An 18957-nucleotide genomic window follows, 5' to 3' on the forward strand; every position below is an offset into this window, starting at 1 on the left:
TTAGTTGCACAATAATATGAGTAGCAACTGCAAAATACGCGCCAATGTCAGCGGTCGTGACGATCACACAGATCGGCGACGTGAGAACTGTAATGTGGAAAACTCATCCAACTGTTTTTGTTCTCTTTGTTCCTGTAACCGCTGTTTCTCTGTCTTTTTTTTGTCGATCAGCCATTCGTAAGAACGGCGCTGCTTGCGTGTCTCAAGCCAATTTTGTTCACAAGACTCGACCTGCTGTTGAAAGTGGGATTCGGCTTGTTTCTGCTTAGAAAGTGTTTCGTCGAGCGTGGTAAGAAATCGATTCAAATGGGTATATTGACTGGCAGTCAGGCCATTTTTTCCTCGGTCAACCAATTGCTGGCAGTAATCGAGGCGGTACTGTTCAATCTGCTGCAATTGTTGGTAATAGCCATCAAGTTCCGTACGCGCTTTATTGAGCGCAAGTACCGCTTGATTCTCACGCTCTTTAGATTGCTCTAACAAAAACTCTAATGCATTTTCCACGTGCTATTACTCACCTTTCAGTAAACGACCGAGCATATTGACACACATATCGTAAGGAACACTTTCTTTCATACTTTGTTGTAAGAAACCATCCAATTGCGGCTTCAAGGTAAAGGCACTATCAATGGCCGGATCTGAACCGGGTTTATAAGCGCCAATTGAAACTAAATCTTGATTCTTACGACAAACCGACAAGACTTGTCGCACGGCTTTGGACATCAGGACGTGCTCGTCGGTCGTAATTTGTGGCATTACACGACTCACAGATTTCTCTACATCAATCGCAGGGTAATGTCCGGCATCTGCCATTTCACGCGAGAGTACAATATGACCATCCAAAATTGCACGGGAAGCATCAGCAATCGGATCTTGTAAATCATCCCCTTCCGTTAATACGGTGAAAAACGCAGTGATCGAACCTTGCTCTGGGCTACCATTACCCGCCCGTTCAACCAGTGCAGGTAATTTGGCAAATACAGAAGGTGGATAGCCTTTTGTCGCTGGCGGTTCGCCAACAGAAAGCGCAATTTCACGTTGCGCTTGGGCAAAACGGGTCAGTGAATCCATCAACAGTAAGACGTCTAAGCCTTGATCGCGAAAGTATTCAGCAATCGTCAATGCGGTTTGACAACCTTTCAAACGCATTAAAGGTGAAGAATCAGCCGGAGCGGCCACTACGACAGAACGTTGACGGCCATCTACTCCCAAAATTTCTTCAATAAACTCTTTAACTTCTCGTCCACGTTCACCAATTAGGCCAACCACAACCACTTGTGCTGTTGTCCCTCGGGTCATCATGCCAAGCGTGACCGATTTACCGACACCAGAACCAGCAAAAAGACCAATACGCTGTCCTTTGCCGACGGTAAGTAGACCATTAATCGCTTTGATCCCGACATCTAGAGGTTCTGAGATAGGTTTACGTGCAAGCGGGTTGATTGGCTCGGCATTAAAGGAAGCACGTTTTTCAGTGTAGATAGGACCAAGTCCATCGAGCGGATTACCCACGCCATCAATAACACGGCCAAGCAATTCCATACCAACAGGAAGACCCGTTTCACTGGTAAGTGGTGTAACTTTGGCGCCTGGAAGGACACCAGTAATTTGCTCTGATGGCATAAGGAATAGGTTTTCACCGGAGAAACCAACAACTTCAGCTTCTGTTTCTCCGTGCATGGTTTCAACTTTACACAAACTACCAATTGGCGCACGACAACCTGTCGCCTCGAGTGTTAAACCCACGACACGGACCAGCTTTCCCGAAGCGACCGGACGACAAGTCAGTCCTTCCGTTTTGTACTGTCCAAGTCGCTCTGCCAGCGCCAGCATTACTCACCACCTTGATGGCGATTAACACCACAAAACGTCTGGATAACGCTACGTATGCGATCTTCCATACGATAATTAACGCTCGACTCACCCGCTTCAATCTGAACGTCACCGCGATTTAGCGCAGGCTCGCTAAGCAACGTCCAGTTGCGGAAATCCAATTCTTTTTCACCGTATGCAGAGCGAATGATCTCCACATCGTCAGGATGCAGTTTTAAGGTGATCGCGTGGCCTGAAATCGGTAATGACTCTACTGATTCTTTGATGGTATCTAATATGATCTGAGGGTTGGTTTGAACTTCAACATGCACAACTTCTTTCACCAGCGTCAGCACCATCTCAACCAACTGTTTTTCAACTTGAGCATTCATCAACTCAAGCGGTTGAGCAAACTGATTTGCTAACCCCACGAAGGTTTCAACTTGTTGTTGAATAAATTCTTGCCCTGCAGCAACGCCTTCCAGTTTCCCGGCTTCAAGTCCTTCTTGATGACCTTCCGAGTAACCTTGTTCTTTGCCTTTATCGTAACCTTGCTTAAAACCGGCTTCTTGACCTTGGTGTAAACCTTCCTGATACGCTTGTTGCTTGATCAGTTCAATTTCTTGTTCTGTCAGTTCGGTCGGTACTTCTTCAGCAGGTTCTTCAAAGTCAGGCATCCAACTTGGATCATAATTGAGGGCAGTTTCTTTGGCCTGCTGATGGATTTCTTTACCGTAGTCAGGCAAGCCCCAGCGCGTAGGCTGTTGCTCAACTATTTCATCGTCTGATAAACGTAAAAAACCACGCTTTCTTTCACCTGACATTGAATTTCAACTCTCTATTAACTGCATTACAAGAATTCGTCTGCACCACCAGACAACATCAGCTCACCAGCATCTGCCATGCGTCGTGCAATGGCCAGTACTTCTTTCTGAGCAGCCTCCACATCCGAAACTTTAATCGGTGGCATCGCTTCGAGATCATCACGCATCATCTCAGCTGCACGCTTAGACATGTTCTTGAAGACTTTATCTCGCAATGGATCATCAGCGCCTTTAAGGGCTTTCTGCAGTACATCTTGCGGCACATCACGCAGCAATTTCTGAATACCGCCGTCGTCCACTTCGATAAGGTTTTCGAACACAAACATGAGATCTTGAATTTGAGTGGCCATGTCTTCGTCCTGATCGCGAATTTGCTCCATCAGGACGCCTTCCATGTTGTTGTCCATGTAGTTCATGATTTCGGCAGCAGCTTTTAGGCCACCAATTTTGGCGGCTTGTGCACCAGCTTGACCTGCAAACTGCTTCTCCATGATTTCGTTCAATTCAGCAAGAGCTGAAGGTTGAACTTCTTCTAGGTTTGCAATACGCATTACCAAATCGAGACGGTCACGTTCAGCAAACTGAGTAAGAATTTCAGCAGACTGATCAGGCTCTAGATACGACAATACAATGGTTTGGATCTGAGGGTGCTCGTTAATAATGATGCTGGCAACCTGACGTGGGTCCATCCATTTCAATGAGTCTAAGCCCTTCGAGCCAGTACCCAATAAGATCTGGTCCACAAGGTTGTTTGCTTTATCTTCACCCAGCGCCGCCACCAAGGCATTACGCATGAAGTCTTCGCTGCCCATACCAATGTTGGTGTATTTCTGAATATCTTCTAGAAAAGCTCGATGAACGGCACCGACCTTTTCTTGACTTAAATCTGCTGCGCGAGCCATGGCACTACCTACTCGCTGCACCTGTTTTGGTTCTAAATGGCGAATGATACCCGCTGCATCTTCTTCATTAAGACTAAGAAGCAGAATTGCAGCACGTTCTTCACCCGGGATCGCTGATATATCCACGGCGTTCTCTACATCCTCACCGCTCTCTCCCTGAGGTACTATTTCATTAGGCATCTTGCATCCAATTCTTCACTACTTGTGCCGCCAGCTCTGGCTCGTTCGCAACGAGCGCACGAACCGCTTTCAGCACATCTTCATCTTTATGCAGATTTGGCAGGTCGATTGTTGAACCAAATTCAAACAATTCACCTCCGTCCATATCTGCACCAATTAAACTGGTTTCACCATCGGCACCAATTGGTAACCCATCCGGTCCGTAGAGTTGATCATCGTCTTCATCCGCAGCAGGGTTGAGCAGTTTCTTCATCGCAGGGCGAACAAGAACCAAAACCACAACAATGATGACCAACGCACTGGCAAACCAACGAATCCAGTCGTTGAAGTTCGGGTGTTCCCAAATCGGTACATCTTGAACCACTTCAAGTTCAGGCTCAGCAAATTGCATACTCAGTACATTCAGCAAATCACCACGATTCTGATCAAAGCCCACCGCACCAATCAGCACCTGACGGATCGAATTCAGCTCTGCATCCGTAAGTGGGGTATAAGTCGTTTCTCCACTATCAGGATTGACTACCGCGCGATTCTTAATAGCAACGGCAACCGTTTGGCGATTCACTACACCAGACTGACGTCGTTCATGGCTAATGGTTGTGTCTAACTCAAAGTTGCGTGTCGCTTCTTTATGAACAGAACCCTGACCAAGCAACGTGCCATCCTTCATTTGTGCCACGTCTTGAGGTATCGATGCATCAGTAGGTGGCTGATTGCTAAGCGCTCCGGGAACACCAGCAACAACATTACCGTTATTATAGTCTTCCAGCGTGTATTCACTTCGAGTTGAAGGGGTATTCGGGTCAAACTGTTTACGAGTCTGCTCAATGGCACTGAAATCTAACTGAATATCAACTTGCGCGGTATAGTTGCCAAAACCGAGGATAGGGATAAGTACGGAGTCAATTTTTTCACGCAAGGCTTGTTCTTGCTTGCGTTCCAGTTCATGTTCTTTGCGCCTTGCAGCAGATGCTGGGTCTTGTGAGCCAGAGCTTAGCAAACGGCCATGTTGATCCGTTACCGTGACGCGGTTTGGCTTCATGCCAGGAACCGCACTGGCCACCATATCAACAATTGAATCTACTTCTTCTTGTTTCAGTGATGTCCCCATACTCAACGTCAAGAACACAGAAGCTGATGCCTCTTGGTTATGACGTACAAAAACACTCTGTTTCGGCAAGGCCAATAAAACACGCGCTTTGCGAACTTGCTTCATCTCTTCAATTGCTTTTGACAGCTGACGCTCACGACTGAGTTTCAAACGTTCTTGCTCTAGTCGCTGAGAAACACCAAAACCCATGTCTTGTAATAGGATTTCATCGCCAGCATTGGTTTGCTGGTTCAGCCCCGCACGAACCATATTGAGTTTGAGGCTGTTGTAGTCGCTCACTGGCACCATGATGGTGTTGCCATCAAGCTTATAGTCTTGTTTTTGCTGATCAAGGTAGTCTAAAACAGGGATCAGCTCTTCGGTTTCATAGGCGCCCAATGGACGCATTTCTGGCTCTTTGACCCAGAAAAACAGCATGACGATTAACGCAACACAGATGGATATGGAAAGCACCAAGACGACCTGACGTAGCAGATCAAGATCGCCAACGGCCATATCAAACTTTGAGCTACTTTGCTCATCGATATCGGGGTTTTGCGCATCCATACCAAGATCGGCATCCGAATGCGCGACCATAGCGGTATCGGTTGGCGTATCGGTTACAGCGAGGTCGGTTGATTGGTTTTGTTCAGACACAGACGTCACCTAACTTACACTGGCATGTTCATCAGTTCTTTGTACGATTCAACTAACTTGTTGCGTACCTGAATGGTGGCATCAAATGCCACGCTAGATTTGTTACGTGCAATCATGACATCCGACAATGAAACATTCTCATCGCCACGATCAAAACGCATCTGAAGGTTGCCAGACGTCTTTTGTAACCCATTGACGTTATTAATGGCATTGTTGAGCATCGCTCCAAAGTCAGCACCTACTTTCTGCCCAGTCGCTGCTGGCTTTGAATTTGCAGCTTCAAGCATCATTGCTTGCATTTCGCCTTGTAATCCATCAATTCTCATCGCTACCTCAGATGTCAACTCTTTGACCAAACGTTAGTTATAAACATGACGCTGCAAAGAGCATGCCATTTCATACGTTAGAATTAGTTAGGAATTTCAATGCCTGCATCGCGCATCTTGGCGAGCTTGTAGCGCAGCGTTCTTGGGCTAATCCCAAGCTTCTCAGCCATTTCTTTACGCCGGCCATTACATTCGCTCAATGTATCCAGAATAATAGCGTACTCTTGATCTCTCAGTTCTCCACCTAAGCCAGCTCCGCCCATATTTCGAGATAAATCTGGCTCAGCAATAGGTCTAACATCAGGAACGATCGTCCCCTGCCCTTCAACAACGTGTTGCAAGCTTGAAGCGTCTTGCCAATCAATGCCTTCAAGTAAGATATGCTCACTACTCACATGGCTGTTCTCACTGAGGATCAAGGCACGCTGAACCACATTATCAAGCTCACGCACATTACCTGGCCAACCGTACGCTAGAAGTTTATTGACCGCGTCTGGACTCACACTTGGTACTGGCATACCTAGTTTTTTACAGTGGCGTTCAATCAAGTGGTTTGCTAATGGTTCAATATCTCCCTTACGCTCACAAAGCGCTGGCCATGCAATTGGGAAAACATTGAGGCGATAATAAAGGTCTTCTCGGAAATTCCCTTCTTGCACATATTGCTTCAGATCTCGGTTACTGGTTGCTAACACCCGAACGTCTAACTTGATACTTTTACGGCTGCCAAGACGCTCAACTTCACGCTCTTGCAATACACGCAGCAATTTGGCTTGCAGGTTTAAGTCCATTTCACTGATTTCATCAAGCAAAATGGTACCGCCTTGTGCTTGTTCAAATTTACCAGGACAAGCTTGAACCGCACCTGTAAAGGCGCCTTTCTCGTAGCCAAACAGTGTCGCTTCCAGCATGTTGTCGGGAATAGCGGCACAATTAATCGCTACAAAAGGGCCATCTTTACGATTCGATGCGTTATGAATATAACGCGACATCACTTCTTTACCTGAACCACTTGGGCCAAGCACCATCACGTTTGCATCGGTTTTTGCGACTTTATCAGCCAGTGAAAGCAACTTGATACTTTTCTGATCAGCGACGACAGCATCACCATTATCATCTGACTTAACTGGAGCATATCGGCTTACCATATTCAGCAAGACTTCGGGGGCAAATGGCTTCGCCATGTAATCAATCGCACCGTCTTTCATGGCTGAAACAGCATCTTCAATATTGGCATAAGCCGTCATCAATAAAACCGGTAGATTTGGCCAGTGTTGTTTGATATTACGGAGTAACGCTAACCCTCCCATCCCCGCCATTTGAACATCCGATACCACGATATCAACCGTATTGGATTTGAGTTTAACCAACGCATCTTCAGCGCTGTCAGCTTCCAGCCACTCATAGCCCGCTAGAGCTAAAGTATCGACCAGCGCTTCGCGCAAGCCTTCATCATCTTCAACGATCAGTACTTTGCTTTGAGCCATTTTCTATTCTCCAGTAGTCAAATCTTGGGTTGGTTGCTGCTCGCGATCAAGCGGGATGCAGATGGTAAAACACGCACCATCCCCTTCTTCTGAAATCAGTTCTAACCTTCCATCATGTGCGCGACACACCATCTGTACGACAGCGAGACCGAGACCGGTTCCTTGTGAGCGTGTGGTGAAGAAAGGTTCCATAATTTTGCTTTGCAGTTCTGGGGGAACACCAGGACCACTGTCTTGAACTGAGATTTTCAGTTCACCATTCACCGGGCGGAAAAACACGTCAATTTGAGAGGCTTTACCCGCAATTTGTATCGCATTCATAACAAGGTTACTCAGCGCAGAAGCAATCGCATTCGCGTTACCCAGTAAGGTGGTTTGTTCTTGTTCAACTTCAAGGTGATAGTCGATATTGTTGTTTTTCACTGCCGCTTCAACCATTGGAGAAAACTCCGATACCAACGCTTCAACAGTGAAAGGTTTAACCACTTTATTGTCGCCGCCTTTGGCAAACAGCAACATGTCATTGACCTGTTTTTCTAGATCATGCAATCGATCCATTAGTTTGGTTTGAAAGCGATCTTTGGTAGCGGTAGGAAGGTTGGGAGCAGCAAGATTCGAGGCATACAACATTGCGCTAGATAAAGGTGTTCGCACTTGGTGAGCCAGTGACGCTACCATTCGACCAAGTGATGAAAGGCGTTGTAGATCGCTCACTCTGGCCTGCAATAAACGGGTTTCGGTTAAATCCGTAATGAGAATAAGTTGCCCAGTTTCAGAGGCAGAAATAGCCAACCGAACTTTGCGGCCATTGATGAGCGAGATTTCATGACCATCGTCCTCACGCGGAGAGAATGCTTGCTGAATGATCGCAAACCATTTTTCTCCTACTAAAGGGGTTTCAAGTAAACGATGTGCTTCAGGGTTTGCTTCGCGCACTACACCTTGCGTATCCAGCAAAATCACGCCAGCAGGCATAACGTCGAGTACCTGTTGATACCGTTCGACTTGTTGCTCCAACGAGCCGAGATGAGTTTGATTTTCTTGTGACGAAACTGAATGCATGTCGTATTTCTGCCTATAAAACAACAATAGCTTGGAATGCAGAAAGCATGCCAAGCTATTTTTCTTTATATTTCAGAAAGTTATACTACAGTCGACTTTTTGACAGCGTGGTTAAACTAACGTTGAAGATTGTACTTACGCATTTTCTCAACCAGCGTTGTCCGACGCATTCCCAGCATATCAGCCGCTCTTGCGACCACACCGCCTTGCGCTTCTAATGCTTGGTTGATCATATTCACTTCAAGATCAGCTAACATTTCTTTCAAGTTAACCCCCTCAGCAGGAAGTTCTTGAGGTCCTTCACCGCTATCTGGGAATGTCTCTGAATTTTCTAAGCTGAAGTTCTCTGAGAAGATATCTTGTAATACTTCACGCTCTTGTTCTTCAACAGAGCCAAAGCCATGATACTCAGGTTGGAACTCAGGGATATCACTATACCGATACTTTGTTGGTAGATGGTTCACATCCACTAAACTGTTCGGATAGAGAATAATCATGCGCTCAACAAGGTTAGCCAATTCTCGTACGTTACCCGGCCAATCATGTTCCATCAGCGAGTTAACTGCACGAGGTGTAAAGCAAATTGGTTGCGCCCCTTCAGCTTCCAAGCGCGTCATTAATTCTTGGAGCAGTAGCGGGATATCTTGTTTTCGCTCACGCAGTGCTGGCATTTCAATCGGGAACACATTGAGGCGATAGTACAAGTCTTCACGGAACGACTCATCATCAATCATGGTTTCCAAATTACGATGAGTTGCCGCCACGACACGAACATTTGCACGTATGGTTGTGTTACCACCAACACGCTCAAAGCAGCGCTCTTGCAATACGCGCAGTAACTTCACCTGCATCGACATTGGCATATCGCCAATCTCATCCAAGAACAAGGTGCCACCTTCAGCCAGCTCAAAGCGACCTTTACGGGCTGTAATTGCACCGGTGAACGCCCCTTTCTCGTGACCAAATAACTCACTTTCGAGTAAGTCTGGTGGTATCGCACCACAGTTGATCGGCACAAATGGCCCACTGCGACGAGAAGAATGGTAGTGGATATTTCGTGCAACGACTTCTTTACCTGTTCCCGATTCACCAAGAATCAACACGTTCGCTTCCGTCGCTGAGACTTGCTCAATCAGGTGACGAACTTCTTTGATCCCCATACTCTGACCAACCAGACTACGGAACAACGTATTTTTACGTGCAGATGCAAGAACGTTTACGCCTTTACGGCCAAGAAAATCTTTGCAGTGACGCAGTGCTTCACTAAGTTGCGGATAATTGAGAGGGTATTCCAAATCACCTACGTAATTAGGCAATTCTTCAACAGGATAAGAATGCTTACCCGCGATCAATAAAGGAACGTGGTTTGCGTGATTGAGTTTCTCACTTAGCTCAACAGTCAAATTTTTGCTTTGTAATGAGCCTACGATGCAGCCAGCCCATACTTCTGTCCAATCCAGTTCACTAACTTGATCCGACGAGATAGCTTCACACTGCTCTCCGACAAATTCTAATATGTTACTCAGATTGATGCGCGCGGCAGCATCATCTTCAATCACGAGTATTTTTGCTAAACCTTGCATAGGTGTGAATATTTGCCCTAATTTAAAACGTTGTAGCTGCGTTTTTTAAAATCGACGTTTAATTAATATAGGTGGTCGTCAAACATTAGACAATGTCAAAAAAACAGCAACAAAAAAAGCCACTAGGCTAAGAGTGGCTTCTATTCTATTTGATAAAAAAAATAAGGCAACCGAGCAATTACTCCATGTGACCTTTTACCAAAAGCAAAACGTAAACTTATGGATATTAAGTTAAATTTATCAGAATTGGCTTACATACCAACATCAGATGCAGTGAGGTTATGGAATTCTGTTGGGATTTGATCCCACGCTGATTTAATTTCGCGAATGATATCAATAACGTCATCTAGCATTTCAGGGTTGTTTTGATGGTTTGCTGCGGTAATTTGCGTGATCATAAATTCATAAAGTTGATCTAAATTACGTGCAATATCTCCACCATCGTCCATCGATAAGCAACTGCGTAAGCTGATAATAATATCTAATGCTTTACCGAGGCGCTCTCCTTTTTGAGGGACATTGCCCTGTTGCATCGCTGCTTTAGCTTGAATCAGACGTTCAATCGCACCAGCCATCAACATTTGAACAATTTTATGCGGAGAGGCCGCACTGAGCTGGCTATCTACTGATACCTTCTTGTAAGCCTGTAACGAACCACGCATAACTTTCCTCTTAAATTCATAAAAACTTTTTGTATTGTTGCACCGATTTATTGCCGTACCGATATTTGTGCAGTGCCTGACCCACTTGGTCAGTTTTTTCTTGCAACAAGGCAACAATGCTTTGTGTCTCCTCAATCGCTTGCTGCCACTGAGAAGTCTTTGCCAGTTCCGGACTTTGCTTTATTAAGTCTAGTAAACTTTGCAATATCTGTTCCCTTCTATCGACCAATTGGCCAATTTCTTCAGGATTTATTTCCTCACCCTTAAGCAGTAGACGAATATCGTGATCCAATTCACTTAAAAGAGTTAACTTCGCCTGATTATTATCCGCCCAGCGCATTCATCATCCCTGCCAATTGAGATTGCATTTTGCTCGTGGCGTCTTGCATCGCCGAAAATTTGGCATGCGTACGTTTTTCTAAACTATCCATTCTTCGGTCTAGTGCCGCTTGGTCATCTTGCAGGCGATACGTTTTATCAATCATGCTTCGCTCACGAGTCCGAATTGACCCCGTAACACCCGTCATTCCTTGGATCGCATCTTCTACCTGCTTAGCAAAGCCTTGATTACCACCAAAGAAGTCTTCTAGTTTATTGAAGTTATTGTTGATCTGGCGATCAAGCATGTCGTAATTGATCTCTAGCGTCCCTTGACGCGTAGTGGTGATGCCAAACTCCGTCAGTGACTTTAAGTCCTCTGGCGCTTGTTCGATTGATGAAGAAAAGACTGCTTTTAAACGTGAATCCGCATTGCGAACAATGCTATCGCCAGACAAGGGCCCTGACATGCCCGTTCTAGGATCCACTCCCGACAATTCATTTGAGACCTGATAGAACTGGTTATAAGCCGCCACAAATTGCTCAATGTCTTCCCGTACACCTTGGCGGTCATATTCAATATCAATTTCCGAAGCTGGCTTACCCAGTTCGGTGCGACCTTTCAGAGTTAAATCGACCCCTTCTATCGCATCTTCAATAATATTGTTGTGGCTTGATAGCACAGCAACACCATCAAGAAGTACCTTAGAGTCCTGCGCAGTTTGAACCTCTGTCATACCTCGGTAGGAATCAAATGCTGCTTGAGCCGCTTTGAGATCGGCCTGAGCTTGATCAACTCGTTCTAAATAAGCACGCTCTTCGGGCTCCATTTTGGCCCGTTCCATCTGTTTCGCTTGCTCTGGGGTCAGCTCACCACTTGCGATGGCTTTATCAATTGCGGCCTGTTCTTGTGCAAGCTGTTGTTCCAACTTCGCTTGCGCTTCTTTTGGTGTCACATAAGAATCCGTTAAAGTGCCTGATGCGGTGTTGCTCCACCCGGGTACATCTGGTGCTTTTTCTTGTGCCTTACCATCAAGTTCAGGCTCTGGTTCCCAATATGAATCCAGTAAAGTCCCTGATGCCGTTTCACTCCAGCCCGGAATTCGCTCTTCTGGCTTGAGGTATTTTGAGGCTGCAATTCCTGCATTTGCGGCCGCCGTCATCGCGCTTGAAGACATTTCGTTGTCTGGTGTCGCTTCTTTCGCTGCATTCGGGTCTTTTTGAATCGCCGCTTGTTTAGCAGAACCGGCAATTTCCTGATCGACAACTTTTGCCGCTTCGATATTTTTCTCAGCGATCTTATCGGCAACAGCTTGTTCATCAGGAGTTAAGGGAGATATTAGATCTTGCGCTGTCGCACGAGCTTTCTCTAAATCGCGTACGCGCTGCTCTAATGTTTTGTATTCGAGTTTTTTGAGCGGATCACCGGTTTGTGCTTCAACATTGAGTTTAATTTGGTGATCTTCGCCAGAAAGGTTTGATGCCACGATCAATCGTGGACCTTGTACATCATTGATAACTGAGGCTCTTACCCCAGGATTACTTTTGCTGTCATTGATACCACGGACGATATCAACCAGTTTCGAATTTTGCTGAACATCAATGGTAAATTCTTTACTACCTAACGAAACCTGCAGCTTACCCGGACCAAATTTTGCGTCTTTTTCTAAAACATCAGACGCAACCTTATGGCTTTGGGCAAGCTGCAACACATCGACAGCGTATCTACCAGCGATAGCTTCAGTGGTTGCCGTCGCCGACACAACGCCTTCATCACTCGTATCCACTTTACGCGCGGCAAAGGCTTTCTCCTGACGAAAATTTGTCATCAGGTTTTTCATCGTATCCAGCGACTCTCTGAGCCGACCATAGGCACTGATACTGGAATCAATTTTGGCGTGCTCGTTGTCGATACGCTGCTGTTTAGGCACGCGCTCCGCATCAACAATTTTGCTAACCATGGAATTGATATCCATGCCAGTGTTCATCCCCAGTGGGCCAAAACTCATTCAATCACCTCAAAACGGTCGACTACACCTTATCGTTCACCAACCCTGATGAATAACGGGCTGTTTGAGCTCTAAGACGACGCAATATTTCCAACATTTCCTCATCGGGTATCTGACGGATAATATCGCCAGTACTCGCTTCGTAAATGGTCACAACATCTCTTCCGGCTTCTTCATCGACCCGGAAAGATAAACCAGTATTGATGGACGCAATGAAATCATTCATTTGCTCCACCATTCGTTCCCGCTCTGCCCTATTTAACCTCTCGCGTTCTTTTGCCAGCTCGATGGCCTTTTCGACAGTTTGCGTGGACTTCTGGCTTACCTCAGAGGGTTGCTTCCCTTCCGATTTAGAGGAAACACGTTGATTTCCATCATGTTCTGAAGCAATTTTAGTGCCACTTTGCGAGCCGTAAGGCTGGATGTTCGATGTGTAGGATGGTATTTCCATAACAATCTCCCTTCCACCTTATAGGTGAGCAATATTGCTATTGCTTTTCCCAATAAGCTCCAATCGAACCTATCGATTAACCTAATAAGCTAAGAGCTGCCGATGGTGACTGTTTCGCTTGCGCCAGAACCGAAGTACTTGCTTGCTGCAAAATCTGAGATTTTGTCATCTGCGTCGTTTCTTTTGCATAGTCAGTATCCAAGATACGGCTTCGAGATGCGTTAACGTTCTCGTTAATGTTATCGAGGTTGTTAATCGCATGACCAAAACGGTTCTGGAATGCACCCAGTTCAGCACGTTGGCTATCTACGGCCTTCAAAGCACCATCAATCACTGAAACAGCCATCTGAGATCCTGCGACCGTACTCACATCAACATCAGCAACGGTCACATCTTGAGCCGCACCAAAACCAATGTCTGTACCTAACGCACCACCAATGGTTACATCACCAGAGACTTTCTGCGTTGCCGCAAACAGCTGAAGCTTGCCATCTTCACCAACGGAAGCTTTCACATCTTCACTTTGACCGTTGATATAGGTTGCAAGCTGTTCTATGTCATCACCGACTTTCGCGTTAATCGTCAGATTTTGTGCATCACCATGTTTATCAGTATAGCTCATCGTCATTTCTGTCGTACCGGCCTCAACGGTCCAGTCTGCGGCTTTACCCGCAGCAGCAGTGTACGATTTACCACCCATGTCCATAGTGTCTGAACGCATGTTGCCCATGGTCAGCATTACTGCTTCCCCCGAGCTCGCGCCGATTTGAAAAGATTGGCTACCAAAACCGCCATTAAGCAGTTTGTTACCACCAAAAGATGTGGTTTCTGCGATACGGTTTAGCTCATCATTTAGAGCAGATACCTCTTCCTGAATTGCAAGTCGTTCGGAACGAGAGTTCGAACCGTTCGAGGATTGCAACGAAAGATCACGCATACGTTGAAGAATGTTGGTGGTCTCGTTCATTGCACCTTCGGCAGTTTGTGCAATCGAGATACCATCGTTCGCGTTCTTCACCGCCATGTCCAAGCCACGGCTTTGAGAAGTCAAACGGTTAGATATTTGTAAGCCAGCAGCGTCATCACGGGCACTATTTATTTTATAGCCCGATGACAAACGCTCCATCGACTTATTCATACCGTCAGCAGCGTTGTTTAAATAACGCTGTGCGGTCATCGCCGACACGTTCGTGTTTACGTTAATTGCCATAATTGATCTCCTTAGGCATATGAGGGCGATGCATCGCAGTGTCTCTCACCTCACTTTGACGCATCTCATTTCTCTCAGTCTCTTAACGGCCGCCCCTAAAATAGCTTTAGAGAAAAAATGAACTTTTTTCCGAATTTCATGTTTTGAGCGAGAAAACGTGATCGCTTTCAAATAGGCAACGCTAAATATTGGCGAAAAGAAGGAGATGAGCTAACGGAGAAATTTAGGCATAAAAAAATCCAGCCGAAGCTGGATTTTTTCGCTTTAGATGTGATTAACCAAGTAGGCTCAATGCTGAGTTTGGCGCTTGTTTTGCCTGTGCCAAAATAGAGCTTGATGCTTGAGAAAGAATTTGCGACTTGGTTAGCGCCGTTGTTTCTTTCGCGAAGTCGGTATCTTTGATACGGCTCTTCGATGCGTTTACGTTTTCGTTAATGTTATCTAAGTTGTTAATCGCGTGGTTGAAGCGGTTTTGGAATGCACCCAACTCTGCACGGTGGCTATCTACATACTTCAGTGCAGTATCGATAATTGCAACCGACTCTTGAGCACCGCCAACTGATGTTACATCAATCGTATCCACCGTCACAGCTTGCGCAGCACCCATGCTCAGCTCACCCGCTAGACCACCAGAGAATGCAACCGCACCATCAACTTTATTGTTACCAGCGAAGACTTGTAGCTGACCATCTTCGTTTACCGATGCTTTTACCATATCGGTTTGACCGTTGATGTAGGTTGCTAACTCTTCAATATCATCACCTTCTTTCGCAGTGATATTGATGGTTTGAGCAACACCAGCTTTATCTGTCAGGTTGATAGTTAAATCGTTCGCACCCGCTTGTACAGACCAGTCTTTGTCTTTTCCATTAGCCGCTTGGTAACTTGAGCCACCCATACCTGTGGTGTCTGAGCGCATGTTGTTTAGTGTCAACATTACTGCTTCACCATTATCGGCACCGATTTGGAAAGACTTCGTTGAATAGGTGCCGTTAAGTAGCTTGTTACCACCAAAAGATGTGGTTTCTGCGATACGGTTTAGTTCATCATTCAATGCTGTGATTTCTTCTTGAATCGCAACACGCTCTGATTTTGAGTTTGAGCCGTTTGCTGATTGTAGAGACAAGTCACGCATACGTTGTAGGATGTTGGTACTTTCATCCATTGCACCTTCAGCAGTTTGAGCAATAGAGATGCCATCATTCGCGTTGCGTACCGCTACATCAAGACCACGACTTTGAACATTCAAACGGTTTGAAATTTGTAGACCCGCTGCATCATCTTTTGCGCTGTTAATTTTGAAGCCAGAAGATAGACGCTCCATTGAAGTCTGTTGTGCATTTGTCGCGCTATTTAGGTAACGCTGCGCTGTCATTGCTGATACGTTAGTGTTTACATTCACTGCCATGGTGATTTCTCCAATTGATTTTCCGATGTATCCGGTTTCCGACGTCTCGGAAAACCAAGTAGTTCTCTCAAAGTTACTTTTATTAACGGCATGCTTTTCTAAATCTTTAGGGAAAAAGTAAGTTTTTTTAGAAAAAAGTACCGTTAGAAGGTGAAACGTGATGAGTTAATAGAAAAAGGTAAAAAAGTCGTTTTTTTTACTAAAGGTTCTGAAACTGCTGTCGATACCCCACTCTTATCCTAATAATGTTAGAGCAAGGTTTGGTTGTTTCTTTGCCTGAGCAAGTATTGATGTACTCACTTGCTGAAGGATTTGCTGCTTCACCATTTGCGTGGTTTCTTTTGCATAATCGGTGTCTTTAATACGACTGTTTGATGCAGCAAGGTTTTCATTCACATTGGCCAAGTTATTAATCGCATGATTAAAGCGATTTTGCTTAGCACCTAAATCTGCACGATGGCTATCCACGTATTGCAAAGCGGTATCAACGATTGCTACTGCGCGCTGCGCACCACCAACGTTGGTTATGTCAATATTATCAACCGCTTCATATCCCACTAACCCGAGCTGCAATTCACTGGCTAGGCTGCCGGAGAACGACACCGTTCCTGACGTTTCCTTTCCGGCCATAAAGAGCTGCAATTTCCCTTCCTCATTGACAGACGCCGACACCGCATCCGTTTGACCGTTGATATAAGTGGCTAGCTGTTCGATGTCATCGCCTGCTTTAGCGTTGATCTGAATGGTTTGTGACTGGCCACCAGCATCGATATAGCTCATCACTAACTCATTGCTGCCTGCTTGTACGTTCCAATCCGCCCCTGCTTTCGCCGCAGCTTGGTAACTAAAACCACCCATAGCGATAGTATCCGAACGCATGTTATGCAGAGACAACATCACTGCCTCGCCTGAAGCCGCTCCAATTTGAAATGAAGATTCTCCAAACGAGCCATTGAGCAATTTTCGACCACCAAAAGAGGTCGTTTCAGCAATTCTGTTCAATTCATCATTCAAAGCGGCCATTTCTTCTTGTAAGGCTTGTCGTTCAGCTTTGCTGTTGGAGCCATTTGCGGACTGCAAAGACAAATCTCGCATCCGTTGCAAGATGTTGGTGGACTCGTTCATTGCCCCTTCTGCGGTCTGCATGATTGAAATGCCGTCGTTCGCATTTCGCATTGCCACATCAAGACCTCGCATTTGCGATTCGAGTCGATTGGATATTTGTAGGCCAGCGGCATCATCCTTTGCACTATTAATACGATTCCCTGAAGACAAACGCTCCAGAGACTGGTTCAGCATGTTCGTCGCGTTATTTAGGTAACGCTGTGCTGTCATTGCTGAAACATTAGTATTAACCGTGATTGCCATAATGCCGTAAATTTAGTTGATGAGTTCCATCTTTATATATCGACAAAAAAACAGCTTTCTTTAACGAAAAAACCGAGCAGATAATGCTCGGTTTTTGTTCTGAATGAATCAGTTAGTCATCTAAATACGATCACTTTAGCTTGACGTTTAGCAGTAGCTCTACCGAAGGTGCAAAGAAATAGGCGCCAGTAACCGCTTTCGAAAATCGCAGCAATTGGTCTGTTTTACCGTCTGTAACACCATACATGCTTTCTAGCATCGCTTTAAAGTTATGTAGTGTGTTGCAATAAGCAATAAACAGCAAACCGTGTTCACCCGATGCAGAGCCGTAAGGTAGGCTGTGACGAACTATTTTTAGCCCTTTACCTTCTTCTTTAATATCAACACGGCCAACGTGTGAAGCGGCTGGCACATCATCAAGCTCAATAGAATCTGGCTTAGTACGACCCACCACTTTTTCTTGTGCAGAGATATTTAAACGGTTCCAAGCAGGAAGGTTATGTACAAAACGCTGCACCATTACATAGCTACCACCAGCCAGTTCCCCTTGAGGAATGATCGCCACGGTTTGACGTGCTTCATCTTTCGGGTTTTCAGTTCCATCGACAAAATCTGTCATATCACGCGAATCAAGGTAGCGGTAACCATAGGTTTCATCCACGACTTCCACATCTTCAGCTACTTCAGCCAATAGCTTACGTAGTACATAAAAGTGCAAATCATGACGTTGAGAGTGGCAGTGGATCAACACATCCACATCACTTGCTGGTGCAACAGCATCACCCTCACCTAAGACAGGAAAATCAATCAGCTCTTCTGGCATTGGCGCATTGAGTTGCTGCCAAAAAGCCTTGGTAAAAGCAAGGGAGAGAGTCAGTTCCGCACCTGGCTGGCTTTGGTTTAGCTCTTCAACCAAAGCGGGTAATGCTTGCAGTTGAGCTAAAACTTTTGATGGGTTCTGACATACTTTGATCTGAGTGTATAACGCAAATGGGCCTGCGGTTGGCAGGATTGCACTCTGAGGTTGTGACATATTATTTCCTCACATTATTATTTTTTGCTCAGTGTAGTGACTTTCACACTATGCACTTTGATTATGATCAGTCTAGTGTTCGATGCTGTAATTTTGAGTTTTCTTATGCCTGAGGTATTGCGAGTGCATCCCTAACCGTTTTGCTTTTACGTAAATACAGGATAAACCAAAGCAATAAAACAAGGGTGGCCGCATTTGCCCAGCTAAATGCACCAAGCTCAAGATAAATGTGGTACAGGGTCTGGCCAAATTGAGCTAGCGCCGTCATTAACGTAATTCCCCGTCCCCAGCTCACTATTTTATTGACCCAGCGTCGCTCGGGGTTACGCAAGCTGATCAACCACATTAATACAATGCTTGGTACGCCCATCATTAGGCCAAGATACAGCATCGAATGATCTGGATAAACGATACTCAAAATCTTACTGCCACTTTCTCTACTGGCACCCGCAACGACAAATACCACCCAAGCCTTAGCCATAAACATCCAGCCAAGCCATAACCAGCGAGGCGCTTTCAAAAAGCCATTGCTGTCATATTGTTCAATCGCGTATCGCACAAATCTATTCGTCGAA

At 45.6% G+C, this 18957-nt stretch carries 18 protein-coding genes; all 18 read right to left on the reverse strand.

The annotated features are described in order from the left end of the window. Window positions 1–63: 63 nt before the first annotated feature. The 18 genes from fliJ to ACQEXS_RS03420 all read right to left on the reverse strand — a co-directional run bounded on the left by fliJ (window position 64) and on the right by ACQEXS_RS03420 (window position 18941). The gene (gene fliJ / locus ACQEXS_RS03335) at window positions 64–504 is read right to left on the reverse strand and encodes a flagellar export protein FliJ (protein WP_427011691.1); all 441 of its coding nucleotides are present in this window, start codon (window positions 502–504) and stop codon (window positions 64–66) included. A 6-nt stretch (window positions 505–510) separates the two neighbouring features. Next, window positions 511–1833, reverse strand: a complete 1323-nt coding sequence (gene fliI / locus ACQEXS_RS03340) for a flagellar protein export ATPase FliI (protein WP_427011690.1) — start codon at window positions 1831–1833, stop codon at window positions 511–513. Then, window positions 1833–2636, reverse strand: a complete 804-nt coding sequence (gene fliH, locus ACQEXS_RS03345; RefSeq protein WP_427012839.1) for a flagellar assembly protein FliH — start codon at window positions 2634–2636, stop codon at window positions 1833–1835. Before fliH ends, fliI begins: the two co-directional genes overlap by 1 nt. A gap of 26 nt (window positions 2637–2662) precedes the next feature. Then, complete coding sequence (gene fliG, locus ACQEXS_RS03350; protein ID WP_367986943.1) at window positions 2663–3718, reverse strand: flagellar motor switch protein FliG; 1056 nt, start codon at window positions 3716–3718, stop codon at window positions 2663–2665. Next, window positions 3711–5465 (reverse strand): flagellar basal-body MS-ring/collar protein FliF, encoded by a 1755-nt coding sequence (gene fliF, locus ACQEXS_RS03355; protein ID WP_427012840.1) that lies wholly within the window; start codon window positions 5463–5465, stop codon window positions 3711–3713. The genes fliG and fliF overlap by 8 nt, the downstream gene beginning before the upstream one ends. 14 nt (window positions 5466–5479) lie before the next feature. Further along, window positions 5480–5791, reverse strand: a complete 312-nt coding sequence (fliE, locus tag ACQEXS_RS03360) for a flagellar hook-basal body complex protein FliE (protein ID WP_367986945.1) — start codon at window positions 5789–5791, stop codon at window positions 5480–5482. 83 nt (window positions 5792–5874) lie between these two features. After that, window positions 5875–7278, reverse strand: a complete 1404-nt coding sequence (locus tag ACQEXS_RS03365; RefSeq protein ID WP_427012841.1) for a sigma-54-dependent transcriptional regulator — start codon at window positions 7276–7278, stop codon at window positions 5875–5877. A gap of 3 nt (window positions 7279–7281) precedes the next feature. Then, complete coding sequence (locus tag ACQEXS_RS03370) at window positions 7282–8340, reverse strand: sensor histidine kinase (RefSeq protein WP_427011687.1); 1059 nt, start codon at window positions 8338–8340, stop codon at window positions 7282–7284. Between the two features lie 116 nt (window positions 8341–8456). Beyond that, window positions 8457–9923, reverse strand: a complete 1467-nt coding sequence (locus tag ACQEXS_RS03375) for a sigma-54 dependent transcriptional regulator (RefSeq protein ID WP_367986948.1) — start codon at window positions 9921–9923, stop codon at window positions 8457–8459. A gap of 251 nt (window positions 9924–10174) precedes the next feature. Then, window positions 10175–10585 (reverse strand): flagellar export chaperone FliS, encoded by a 411-nt coding sequence (gene fliS / locus ACQEXS_RS03380; protein ID WP_367986949.1) that lies wholly within the window; start codon window positions 10583–10585, stop codon window positions 10175–10177. A 16-nt stretch (window positions 10586–10601) separates the two neighbouring features. Continuing rightward, complete coding sequence (locus tag ACQEXS_RS03385; protein WP_427012842.1) at window positions 10602–10925, reverse strand: flagellar protein FliT; 324 nt, start codon at window positions 10923–10925, stop codon at window positions 10602–10604. Then, on the reverse strand, window positions 10909–12912 hold the full coding sequence (fliD, locus tag ACQEXS_RS03390) for a flagellar filament capping protein FliD (protein WP_427012843.1): 2004 nt from the start codon (window positions 12910–12912) through the stop codon (window positions 10909–10911). Before fliD ends, ACQEXS_RS03385 begins: the two co-directional genes overlap by 17 nt. A 22-nt stretch (window positions 12913–12934) precedes the next feature. Continuing rightward, window positions 12935–13363, reverse strand: a complete 429-nt coding sequence (flaG, locus tag ACQEXS_RS03395) for a flagellar protein FlaG (protein WP_427012844.1) — start codon at window positions 13361–13363, stop codon at window positions 12935–12937. A 76-nt stretch (window positions 13364–13439) separates the two neighbouring features. Beyond that, window positions 13440–14573: a flagellin gene (locus ACQEXS_RS03400; RefSeq protein ID WP_367986953.1), complete on the reverse strand. Its 1134-nt coding sequence runs from the start codon at window positions 14571–14573 to the stop codon at window positions 13440–13442. A 274-nt stretch (window positions 14574–14847) separates the two neighbouring features. Further along, window positions 14848–15981, reverse strand: coding sequence for a flagellin (locus tag ACQEXS_RS03405; RefSeq protein WP_367986954.1), 1134 nt, complete (start codon window positions 15979–15981; stop codon window positions 14848–14850). Between the two features lie 234 nt (window positions 15982–16215). Then, complete coding sequence (locus ACQEXS_RS03410; RefSeq protein WP_427012845.1) at window positions 16216–17349, reverse strand: flagellin; 1134 nt, start codon at window positions 17347–17349, stop codon at window positions 16216–16218. Window positions 17350–17479: 130 nt separating this feature from the next. Next, on the reverse strand, window positions 17480–18382 hold the full coding sequence (locus ACQEXS_RS03415) for a Dyp-type peroxidase (protein WP_427012846.1): 903 nt from the start codon (window positions 18380–18382) through the stop codon (window positions 17480–17482). Window positions 18383–18485: 103 nt separating this feature from the next. Further along, window positions 18486–18941, reverse strand: a complete 456-nt coding sequence (locus tag ACQEXS_RS03420) for a DUF2919 domain-containing protein (RefSeq protein WP_367986957.1) — start codon at window positions 18939–18941, stop codon at window positions 18486–18488. Between the last annotated feature and the right edge of the window lie 16 nt (window positions 18942–18957).

Origin of the sequence: Vibrio sp. TRT 17S01, from assembly GCF_050113695.1 — a bacterium.
Lineage (GTDB): Bacteria > Pseudomonadota > Gammaproteobacteria > Enterobacterales > Vibrionaceae > Vibrio.

Excerpts from the sequence above, each read along its gene's own strand:
- fliI (WP_427011690.1), bottom strand. The coding sequence starts at position 1,833 with ATGCTGGCGCTGGCAGAGCGACTTGGACAGTACAAAACGGAAGGACTG.
- fliH (WP_427012839.1), bottom strand. The coding sequence starts at position 2,636 with ATGTCAGGTGAAAGAAAGCGTGGTTTTTTACGTTTATCAGACGATGAA.
- fliG (WP_367986943.1), bottom strand. The coding sequence starts at position 3,718 with ATGCCTAATGAAATAGTACCTCAGGGAGAGAGCGGTGAGGATGTAGAG.
- fliE (WP_367986945.1), bottom strand. The coding sequence starts at position 5,791 with ATGAGAATTGATGGATTACAAGGCGAAATGCAAGCAATGATGCTTGAA.
- ACQEXS_RS03365 (WP_427012841.1), bottom strand. The coding sequence starts at position 7,278 with ATGGCTCAAAGCAAAGTACTGATCGTTGAAGATGATGAAGGCTTGCGC.
- ACQEXS_RS03370 (WP_427011687.1), bottom strand. The coding sequence starts at position 8,340 with ATGCATTCAGTTTCGTCACAAGAAAATCAAACTCATCTCGGCTCGTTG.
- ACQEXS_RS03375 (WP_367986948.1), bottom strand. The coding sequence starts at position 9,923 with ATGCAAGGTTTAGCAAAAATACTCGTGATTGAAGATGATGCTGCCGCG.
- fliS (WP_367986949.1), bottom strand. The coding sequence starts at position 10,585 with ATGCGTGGTTCGTTACAGGCTTACAAGAAGGTATCAGTAGATAGCCAG.
- ACQEXS_RS03385 (WP_427012842.1), bottom strand. The coding sequence starts at position 10,925 with ATGCGCTGGGCGGATAATAATCAGGCGAAGTTAACTCTTTTAAGTGAA.
- fliD (WP_427012843.1), bottom strand. The coding sequence starts at position 12,912 with ATGAGTTTTGGCCCACTGGGGATGAACACTGGCATGGATATCAATTCC.
- flaG (WP_427012844.1), bottom strand. The coding sequence starts at position 13,363 with ATGGAAATACCATCCTACACATCGAACATCCAGCCTTACGGCTCGCAA.
- ACQEXS_RS03400 (WP_367986953.1), bottom strand. The coding sequence starts at position 14,573 with ATGGCAATTAACGTAAACACGAACGTGTCGGCGATGACCGCACAGCGT.
- ACQEXS_RS03405 (WP_367986954.1), bottom strand. The coding sequence starts at position 15,981 with ATGGCAGTGAATGTAAACACTAACGTATCAGCAATGACAGCGCAGCGT.
- ACQEXS_RS03410 (WP_427012845.1), bottom strand. The coding sequence starts at position 17,349 with ATGGCAATCACGGTTAATACTAATGTTTCAGCAATGACAGCACAGCGT.
- ACQEXS_RS03415 (WP_427012846.1), bottom strand. The coding sequence starts at position 18,382 with ATGTCACAACCTCAGAGTGCAATCCTGCCAACCGCAGGCCCATTTGCG.